Origin of the sequence: Streptomyces sp. (assembly GCF_050698815.1) — a bacterium.
Classification (GTDB): Bacteria; Actinomycetota; Actinomycetes; order Streptomycetales; family Streptomycetaceae; genus Streptomyces.
In genome coordinates, this window is the sequence record NZ_JBOHCV010000537.1 from 1 (window position 1) to 9,261 (window position 9,261).

Annotated in this window: 7 protein-coding genes; 1 reads left to right on the plus strand and 6 read right to left on the minus strand. The window is 72.3% G+C overall.

Annotation, left to right across the window (positions count from 1 at the left end; translation table 11 throughout):
* Both ACRDP3_RS19520 and ACRDP3_RS19525 read right to left on the minus strand, forming a co-directional pair.
* On the minus strand, window positions 1–2,242 hold a 2,242-nt coding region (locus ACRDP3_RS19520; protein ID WP_431518255.1), incomplete at its 3' end, for a TOMM precursor leader peptide-binding protein.
* A gap of 150 nt (window positions 2,243–2,392) precedes the next feature.
* A complete protein-coding gene (locus ACRDP3_RS19525; RefSeq protein WP_431518256.1) occupies window positions 2,393–4,234 on the minus strand; it encodes a BTAD domain-containing putative transcriptional regulator in 1,842 nt (613 codons plus the stop codon).
* Between the two features lie 536 nt (window positions 4,235–4,770).
* On the opposite strand from ACRDP3_RS19525, the gene ACRDP3_RS19530 reads away from it, so the two are divergent.
* Window positions 4,771–5,499 carry a S1 family peptidase gene (locus ACRDP3_RS19530; protein WP_431518257.1) on the plus strand — a complete coding sequence of 243 codons (729 nt, stop codon included), beginning with the start codon at window positions 4,771–4,773 and terminating at the stop codon, window positions 5,497–5,499.
* Here the strand turns inward: ACRDP3_RS19530 and ACRDP3_RS19535 are convergent.
* The 4 genes from ACRDP3_RS19535 to rpe form a co-directional block, all read right to left on the minus strand.
* The gene (locus ACRDP3_RS19535) at window positions 5,459–6,715 is read right to left on the minus strand and encodes a cation:proton antiporter (RefSeq protein ID WP_431518258.1); all 1,257 of its coding nucleotides are present in this window, start codon (window positions 6,713–6,715) and stop codon (window positions 5,459–5,461) included. The genes ACRDP3_RS19530 and ACRDP3_RS19535 overlap by 41 nt on opposite strands.
* Window positions 6,716–6,784: 69 nt before the next feature.
* Window positions 6,785–7,261: a cation:proton antiporter regulatory subunit gene (locus tag ACRDP3_RS19540; RefSeq protein WP_431518259.1), complete on the minus strand. Its 477-nt coding sequence runs from the start codon at window positions 7,259–7,261 to the stop codon at window positions 6,785–6,787.
* A gap of 126 nt (window positions 7,262–7,387) precedes the next feature.
* Complete coding sequence (locus ACRDP3_RS19545) at window positions 7,388–8,377, minus strand: sugar-binding transcriptional regulator (protein WP_431518260.1); 990 nt, start codon at window positions 8,375–8,377, stop codon at window positions 7,388–7,390.
* 158 nt (window positions 8,378–8,535) lie between these two features.
* On the minus strand, window positions 8,536–9,213 hold the full coding sequence (gene rpe, locus ACRDP3_RS19550; protein WP_431518261.1) for a ribulose-phosphate 3-epimerase: 678 nt from the start codon (window positions 9,211–9,213) through the stop codon (window positions 8,536–8,538).
* Window positions 9,214–9,261 lie beyond the last annotated feature (48 nt).

Sequence of the window (9,261 nt, forward strand, 5' to 3'; positions counted from 1 at the left end):
CCTGCACGCCGGCGACCTCCGCCGCCGCGAGCGGCGGGGCAGCCTGGAGACCCGCGGCCCGCAGCCGCTCGAGCACGTCCGGCCAGGCGGCCGGGTCGCCGGAACCCCCCGCTGCCGCCGTCGTGGCGTCGGTGGTGGTGAGCGTGCCCGGCGCGAGGTCCCGCAGCAGCGGATCGCCGGTGTCGACGGGAGTGCTGCCGTACTCGCGGCCGAGCTGGATCCGCCCGAGCAGATCCCGCAGGGCGGCCGCCGCCGCAGCCGTCCAGCTGGTCTCGCTGCCGACGGCCCACTCTCCGGCCGTGCGCGCGAGGAGGACGTGCACCCCGCTCCGGCCGCTCTCCCCGAGGTCCAGAAGTTCCCCTTCGAGACCGAGGGTCGCCACGGAGCGTACGAGGAAGGTGAGTTCGGCGTCGGCGCCCTCCTGCACCAGGGGGTCGAGATCCACGCGGGCCGCCGCCGCCCCGCGCACCGTCCGCACCAGCGCGTCATGGGCGAGCGCGGAGAGCAGGCCGCGGGCGGCGGCGTCCGGGAGCGACGAGCCCGCACCGCTCCCGGCGCTCGTCGGCTCGAAGAGCCGGCCGGCGTTGGCCGGGCCCAGGGTCCGCACCGCGGCGGCCGGCACCAGCATCCGTTCCTTGGTGATCATTGAGGTCGCCACACTCCAGGCGGGCACCTCGGCGGCTGTGCCGCCGGTGCCGCTCGCCGTGCTGAAGGCGCCGGGCGCGAGGGCGGGCACCGTCTCACGCTCCGGGCCCGGGGGCGGCACCGGCAGCGGTGCGGCGGGTACGACGTGCTCGGCGTACACCACGGCGGCGGCGTTCAGTGCGCGTATTCGGGCACCGGCCACATGGTGCACGTCGAAGGCGGCGATCCGGCGTGGCCCGGCGTGGCCGATGCCGAGCTCGACGGTGCCGGCCTTGAGCGGTATCTGGGTGAGGGACTCGTCGGCGAACCGGGTGAACACCCCGGCGTGCGGGCGGACCAGCCCCGACCGCTTGTTCAACTCCTCGACGAGGGCGTCGGCTTCGCGGGCGGTCGCCACTGTCGGCATGGGCAGCGCGCCGGCCCCGGCGGTCGCGAGGTCCGCCGCGGCGGCCCGGCCGGCGTCGGCAGCCGTACCCGCTTCCGCGTCCCGTGCCACCTCGGCGCAGCGGGGGCAGCGGGGGTGCGGCAGCAGGGGCTCGGAGGTGACGTCGAGCGACTCCATGTCCTGAACGATCAGTTGGCCGTCGGTCTCGGCCCGGAGGGCTCCGGTGGTCAGCCGGAAGACCTCGTAGCCGAGCATGTTGCCGATCATCGCTGCCAGCGGGGCGTCCGGGCTCCCGCCGGCCGGACCGGCGCCGGGAAGTGCGAGGGCGCTCCACAGGTCGGCCGCCGCCGCCGGTCCGCCGTTGGCGCCCAGCCGGAGCACGGCGCAGGACCAACAGCCGGTGCGGTCACGGGACATCAGCGGTCCCATGACGGCGTCGGCACCGTAGGACCAGGCGGGTATGAGCGTACGGCCCTCGGGAATCCCGGCCCGCAGCAGCGGGAACAGCCGTTGGGCGGCGAACGGTCCGCCGGTGACCACGGTGATGTCGAAGGACTCCAGTTCCGCCCACGTGTGACCGCGGCCAGGGCCCCCGGAACGGCCCTCGGCACGGCCGTCCGCGAGCACGGTCAGCTCCACCGGGCAGCCGTCGGCGGCCGCCTCCTGTGCCTCGGCGTCGATCACGGTCCTGTCCAGGCCGGGCAGCACCCCGATGGCGGCGCCGCCGTTGCGGATCAGGCTGAGCGCACACCAGCGGGCGACGAGGTCGTCGCCGAGCACGGCGACCCGCGCCTGCCGGAAACGCTGGAAGCGGCGGTCCGGCTCGTCGGTGTAGTGGTCGACGTAGGCGATCTGCGGGGCGAAGCGGCGCGCCGCCTCCGGCGAGGGCAGCCCGGGCGGGGGCTGCCCCTCCGGCTCCCCTTCCGGCTCGGGGACATCGCGTGCGAAGCCGCGGCTGTAGAGCGTCCTGACCAGTTCGCCGAGCATGGCGCGCTGGCCGTCGCCGAATCCGTGGCAGATGTCGGAGACCGAGTGCTGCCCGTTCAGGTGCGGGACGATCAGGGTGGCGAACCGGTAGGCCGAGGCGGCGGTCAGCTGGAAGCCGCCGTCGGCGTTGTGGAAGAGCACCCCTTGCGGTGTTTCGGTGAAGAGGACGTCGCGGCGGATGCGCGGACGGGTCGCGGCTACGGCTTCGTAGGCGGATGTGGCCATGTGCGGTGACACCCCTGGATGGTCGGTCGTGGTCGGCTCCGCCGCGCGGGTCGGTGCGGTACGCGCGGTGCGGGTCTTCGCGGTGCTTGCCGGCGTTGTGGCGATGCTGTCGGCGCGGTGGCGATGCTCTTCGGCGCGCTGGCGGTGCGCTCAGTGCGGAGCGATCGCGGGCTGCCCCCGGCCGTGGTCCGGATCACCGTCGGGATCGGCTTCACCGGCTAGTCGACGCGCGTAGCACCGCAGCAGCTCGTGCATCCGGTACGGTCCCGGCGGCCCTTCCTCCAGCAGCCCCGCGTCCGCCAGCCGTTCGAGCATCTCCTCGGCCGTCGCCGCCGATCCCAGCCGCTCGGCCTGCTCCGGTCCCGACACGGTGCGGCTGCGCTGGCTGCCGACGCGGATGAACGCCTCGGCCAGCCGCGGCTCCAGCCGCTCCAGCGCCCCCTGGAAGACGTTCGGCACCGACATCCGCGGGTCGTCGGCGAGGGCCAGCCGGGTCGGTGAATCGCCGGCCAGCCAGTCGGCGCAGTCGCCGATCCGCAGGCTCGGCCGGGTCAGCAGCCGGGCCGCGGCGATCCGCAGACCGAGCGGGAAGTGGCCGCACAGTGAGGCCAGCCGGTCCGCGGCCTCGGGTTCCGCCTCGACGCGCTCCATGCCAAGGGTGTTGACCAGCAGCTGCCGGGATTCCGCCGGATCGAACGCGCCGAGCCGGTGTACGAGTCCCCCGTGCGTGGCGACCAGCCCGGCCAGACCGCGCCGGCTCGTCACGATCACGGCGCTGCCCTCCGCGGCGGGCAGCAGCGGACGTACCTGATCGGCGCTCAGGGCGTCATCGAGAACCAGCAGCGTCCGGCGGTCACCGGTGGCCGGCGGCCCCAGCGCGGCCAGTGCCTCGTCCGTGCTGAGTACGCCGCCGTCCGGGCGGACCATCGGAAGAACGAAGCAGCCGTCCGGGAAGGCGTCCTGGATCCGGTACGCCGTCTGGAGCGCGAGGGCCGTCTTGCCGATGCCCGGGGCGCCGGAGACGACCACGAGGGCCGGGCCCGCCCCGGGCCCGGAGACGAGCCGCTCGGTGATCGCCTCGCCGTCGGCCGTCCGCCCGGTGAAGCAGGACACGGCCGCCGGTGCCGCGGGCCGTACAGCCGGAACGGGAGCCGGGAGGGGGTGAGACGCGGCCGCGGAGGCGGAACGATCCGCCTGGCCGCCGCCCTCGATCGCCGGCGGCGTGGTGGTCGCCCGGTCCGCGGCGAGCATGCCGAGGTCCTCGCCCCGCAGGATGGAAAGCTCCAGCCGCTGCAGGGAGGGGCCGGGATCGACACCGAGCTCCTCCTTGAGCCTGGTCTTGACCCGCCTGTACTCGGCGAAGGCTTCGGCCTGCCGCCCCGTGCGGTACAGGGCCTCGATGAGCTGCTCGGAGAAACGCTCATGGCCGGGGTGGGTGCGCGCGGCCTCCCACAGCTCCACGAGGACCTGGCGGCAGCGCCCCAGCGCGAGCTCGATGTCGCAGGCCCGCTCCAGCGCCCGCAACCGCTCCTCCGTCAGCCGGGGCACTTCGTCCCGGTGCAGCATCTGCGAGGAGACGTTCGCCAGCAGCGGGCCGTGCCACAGCGCGAGAGCCTCCTTGAGCCGGTACAGCTCGGTCTCGGAGTCCGCCGCGGCCCGTGACTCCCGTACCAGCTCCCGGAACCGGACGAGATCGAGCGTCGCGGCGTCGGCCGCCATGCGGTAGCCGCCGGGCACCGCTTCAATGGCGCTGTTGGCGATCCCGTACCTGGTGAAGATCCTGCGCAGCCGCAGAACACAGGTCTGCAGCGCGGCCCTTGCCGTCGCCGGCTGCTCCTCGTCCCATACGGCGCGCACCAGATAGCCGGTGGCGACAACGGTGTTGGGATGGGTGAGGAGCGCGGCGAGCAGACTGGTCGGCTTGGAGGGCTGAAGAACGACGGCGTTCTGCCCGTCCGCGATGCTCAACGGCCCCAGCAGCTGAAAACGCATTCGCTTGTCCTCCCCCGCTTTCCGGATCGCCCGGACCGGTCGAACTCGAAACCCAATCCCCGCCGGAATGGCCGCAGATGGTCGGGCGGCCCCTTTTCGCGCACTGCGTCCCCATGGCACGAACCAATGTCGTGCCGTTGTCGTGACGGCGTGGAGAATGCCCCCGGTCTTCGCATCAGCAGAAAACCCACGCGCTGTGCCGCGGGCATATCTGCGGCGGGCATATCGATGCACAACTCATCAGATCACGGCATCCTCTGCGAGTCCGACAACTTGGAAGTCCCCCGGTCGCGCACATCCTAGGGAGCGCCGTAATGCGGGTCGAGACTTCTGTCCATCAGGCTCATCCACTGGCAGCTTCCTGCCAACTCTTCCCCGTACGAGCCCGGTTGGGACGACCGAAACCGGCCGAAACGGCTCGCTCCGGATGTCTGGTGCGGCTGGCCGGAACCACCGACAATGGGGCGGTCCGAGCGAGCCCGCCGCGGATCCGGCCGCGCCGGACCGCCTTCGCCCACAGAGGACGACGCATGAGGATGCGGAGATCTACCGACGGCCCACGCGGCACGGCGGGGTTACGGCGCGTCACGGCCGGCACGGCGCTGCTCCTCCTCTCCCTGCTCGGACCGGCGCCCGGCGCCGCGGCGGCGCACCTCTCCGCCGCCCCGGGCGGAACCGGCGAATCCTCCGCGGGCCCGCGGCAGTTCACCCTGCGCGGCGGAGACCCGATCTACGCCGCCGGACGAGTCTGCACGCTGAGCTTCAACGCCACCGACGGAACCAGCGACTACGCCATCACCCCGGGTCGGTGTACCAGCGGCGCCGGCACCTGGTACGCGGACCCCGCCATGACCGTCCCCTTCGGCTCCACAGCGGGTACGTCATTCCCCGGCAACGACTACGGCCTGATCCGCTACACCAACCCCGGCGTCGCGCACCCCGGAGAGGTCGACACCGGCAGCGGCGACCCTCTCGACATCACCGGCGCCGGCAGCCCCGCCGTCGGGCAGCAGGTCTGCCACGTCGGACGGGTCAGCGGCCTGCACTGCGGCACGGTCCAGGCGGTCAACGTCTCCGTCAGCTACCCCGAGGGCACGGTGAACGGCCTCTTCCGGTCGACCGCTCCCTCGGAGCCGGGAGACGCCGGCGGACCGGCCTTCTCGGGCAGCACCGCCCTCGGCTTCATCGTGGGTTCCGGCGGTGGCTCCACCTTCTACCAGCCGATCACGGAAGTTCTCTCGGCATACGGCCTGACCCTGACCTGACCGGCTCCGGTACGTCGGCGGGGGCTGAACGGGACGTGTCGCCGGCGGAGGACGGGCCGCGTCGCAGCAACCGGCGCAGCGCGCCCACCGCCGGTTCCGTCCAGCGGGCCGCCAGTGGGCCCGCGATGACCAGCAGCAGGACATAGGCGGTGGCGAGCGGGCCGACGCGCGGCTCGGCACTGACGGCGAGTCCGGCGATGACGATGGAGAACTCGCCACGGGCGACGAGGGCTCCGCCCGCCCGTAGTCTGCCGCGGCGGCTGATACCCGCACGCCGGGCCGCGTACCAGCCCGTGATGATCTTGGTGATGATCGTGACGACGGCCAGCATCAGCGCCGGAAGCAGCACCGGCGGGATCTCCGACGGCGCGGTGGACAGACCGAAGAAGACGAAGAAGACGGCGGCGAACAGGTCACGCAGCGGACTGAGCAGGGTGCGGGCGTGTTCGGCCGTCTCGCCGGAGAGTGCGATGCCGACCAGGAAGGCGCCGACGGCGGCGGAGACCTGGAGCTTCTGGGCGACCCCCGCGACGAGCAGGGTGAGACCGAGAACGACGAGCAGCAGCATCTCCGGCGTATCGGAGCTGACCGCGCGGCTGATGAAACGGCCGTGCCGCAGAGCGAGATAGAGGACGAGGCCGACGGTGCCCAGGGCGACCAGCAGGGTGACGCTGCCGCCCGCGATGCCGACTCCGGCGAGCAGGGCGGTCAGCAGCGGCAGATAGACGGCCATGGAGAGGTCCTCCATGACGAGGATGCCGAGGATGACCGGGGTCTCACGGTTGCCGAGCCGGCCGAGATCGGTGAGGACCTTCGCGATGACGCCGGAGGAGGAGATCCAGGTGACTCCGGCGAGCGCCACTACGCCCGCCGGGCCCCAGCCGAGGATGAGACCGGCGAGCGCGCCGGGCGTGGCGTTGAGCAGGAAGTCGACGATGCCGGAGGGGTACTGGGTCTTCAGGCTGGTCACCAGCTCGGACGCGGTGTATTCGAGCCCGAGGAGGAGCAGGAGCAGGAGCACCCCTATCTCCGCCCCGACTTCGATGAATTCCTCGCTCGAGGAGAGCGGGAAGAACCCGCCATGCCCGAACGCGAGCCCGCCCAGCAGGTAGAGCGGGATGGGAGACATCCCGATGCGTCCCGCGAAGCGCCCCACGAGGCCCAGGCCGAGGATCACGGCGCCCAGTTCGATCAGCAGAACGGTGGTGTCGTGCACGAGCTCGACCTGCCCCTTCCTTCTCTTGCCGGTACCGCCGGTGGTGGCCGGCCGGTCCCCTTTCGTCCGTCAGGTCCCGCCGATGATCCGCGCCAGCTCGTCGACGCCTTCCCTGGTGCCGACCGCCACGACCGAGTCCCCCGGCTCGAGCCGGAACTCCGGCCCGGGTGACGGGTGCGGGCCGGTGCGGCGCAGCACCGCCACGATGTAGGCGCCGGTGCGGGTACGCGCCCGGGTCTCGCCCAGGGGTCGGCTCCGGTACGGGGACCGATTGGTGACCGGGATCCGCTCGGTGACCAGGTCCAGGTCCATTTCACTGGCGCTGAGCCGGGGAGCGTCGGGAGGAGCGAGCAGTTCGGCGAGCGACGACGCCTCGTCCGCGTCGAGCGGCACTGTGGCCTGGCAGGCATCAGGGTCATCGGGCTCATAGAAGCCGAGGAAGCGCCGTCCGTCCTGATGTGCGACGACGGAGATATGGCGACCGGCCCGGGTCTCGATGTCGTACTGCGTGCCGACACCCGGCAGCTTGGTGCGCTGCGTGGTCATGGCTGCCCCTGCCTCCTCGGAGAGTGCGAACGGCCGCATCGCCGCGGCCGGGCACGAGAGTAACGCGCCCCTTGAACGCTCCCCCGTCCGCGTCCGTACCCCCTTGACCGCTGTCCGTAACGGCGGTCAGGAGCCGTCCGGGTCGGCCCGCTCCAGGGCGGGTTTCGGACCGGGTCCGGTCTCCATCAGCAGATAGTCGGCCGCCGCGGTGTCCGTGACGAGGCTGGTCACCAGGCCGGAGCGGAGGACCGCGCCGATGGCCTCCGCCTTGCGCTGGCCGCCCGCGATGGCGACCACTTCCGGAACCCGCCGCAGCCGCTCGGCCTCGACCGTGATGCACCGCTCCCCCAGGTCCCTGCCGATCCGGCGGCCCCCGGTGTCGAAGAGGTGTGCGGACATTTCGGCCGCCACGCCGAGCGAGGAGTAGTGCTCACGCTCGGAGTCGCTGAGCATGTCGTGCACCGTGGAGATGCCCGGCTCCCATGAGCCGATGGAGACGGCGGCGACCGTCACCTTGTCGAAGTACTCGAAGGCGTGGGCGATGCCGGTCTGGCCGCGCAGCGCGGCAGCGGTGGCGGTGTCGGGGAGCAGCATCGGCGCGTAGATGGGGTGCGCCTCGCCGCCGGCGACCTCGGCGGCCCGGCGTACCGCCTCGACCGAGCCCCGGTCGGCGGTGCCCGCGTCGTAGACGCCGGTGAGCTGGACGACGGTGCACGGCGGCAGCTGGCGCAGTGCGGCGGCCATGTGGATGGTGGAGCGTCCCCAGGCGAGGCCGAGCACATCGCCGTCGGTGACCAGCTCGCCGAGCAGGTCGGCCGCGACCTCGCCCAGATTCTCCGGGTCGGCTCCGTCGTCGGCCGCCTCGGAGGGCGACTCGACGACGACGACGTGCCGCAGCCCGTAGCGGGCACGCAGCGCGTCCGACCGATCGGCGTCCAGCTCGGCGGGGACCCTGATCTCGATCCGGATCAGGTCCCGCTCCAGAGCGGTTTCCAGCACCCGCGCCACCTTGAAACGGCTCACCCCGAACTCGTCCGCGATCTGGATCTTGGACTTGCCCTCGAGGTAGAAGCGGCGGGCCATCGCCGCCGCCTGCATGAGCTCGGCGGGCCCCATACGCGTGGTCCGACCCGACGACACCGCACTCACCTCACTGTCTTGCCGTACGTACGCAATAGCGCTGTGCGTTCATCCTTGCAGATCCCGGGTGACCTTGATCCCACCCGTGCACGGTCCACGCACTCCGGCCGGGCGCGCGGGCCGTCCCCGGCGGCTCACACGGCCTCCCCCGCCCGGCGCGCCGCCTCCTCGGCCTGGTGGCGCAGCGCCCGTACGGCCGCCGCCGGATCGTCCGTGCCGTAGACCGACGAACCGGCGACGAAGACGTCCGCACCCGCCTCGGCGCACTGTTCGATGGTGTCGGCGGAGACGCCGCCGTCGACCTGGAGCCACATCTGCAGTCCGTGCTTGTCCATCAGCCGCCGGGCCCGGCGGATCTTCGGCAGCATGATGTCGAGGAACGCCTGCCCGCCGAACCCCGGCTCGACCGTCATCACCAGCAGCATGTCCAGCTCGGGCAGCAGGTCCTCGTAGAGCTCGACGGGCGTGGCCGGCTTGAGCGCCATCGAGGCGCGCGCGCCCTTGGCCCTGATCTCCCGCGCGAGCCGTACGGGCGCCGCCGCGGCCTCCGCGTGGAAGGTCACGGAGCCGGCCCCGGCCTCCACGTACTGCGGTGCCCAGCGGTCCGGTTCCTCGATCATCAGGTGACAGTCCAGCGGAATACCGGTCGCCTTGCTCAGCGCCTCGACGACGGGGGTCCCGAGGGTGAGGTTGGGGACGAAGTGACTGTCCATGACGTCGACATGGAGCCAGTCGGCACCGTGCACCGCCTCCGCCTCGTCGGCGAGGCGCGCGAAGTCGGCGGAGAGAATGCTGGGACTGATCTGAACCATGTGTCATGCCTATCATGAAATCGCAGGTCAGGGGCCTGATTATCCCCA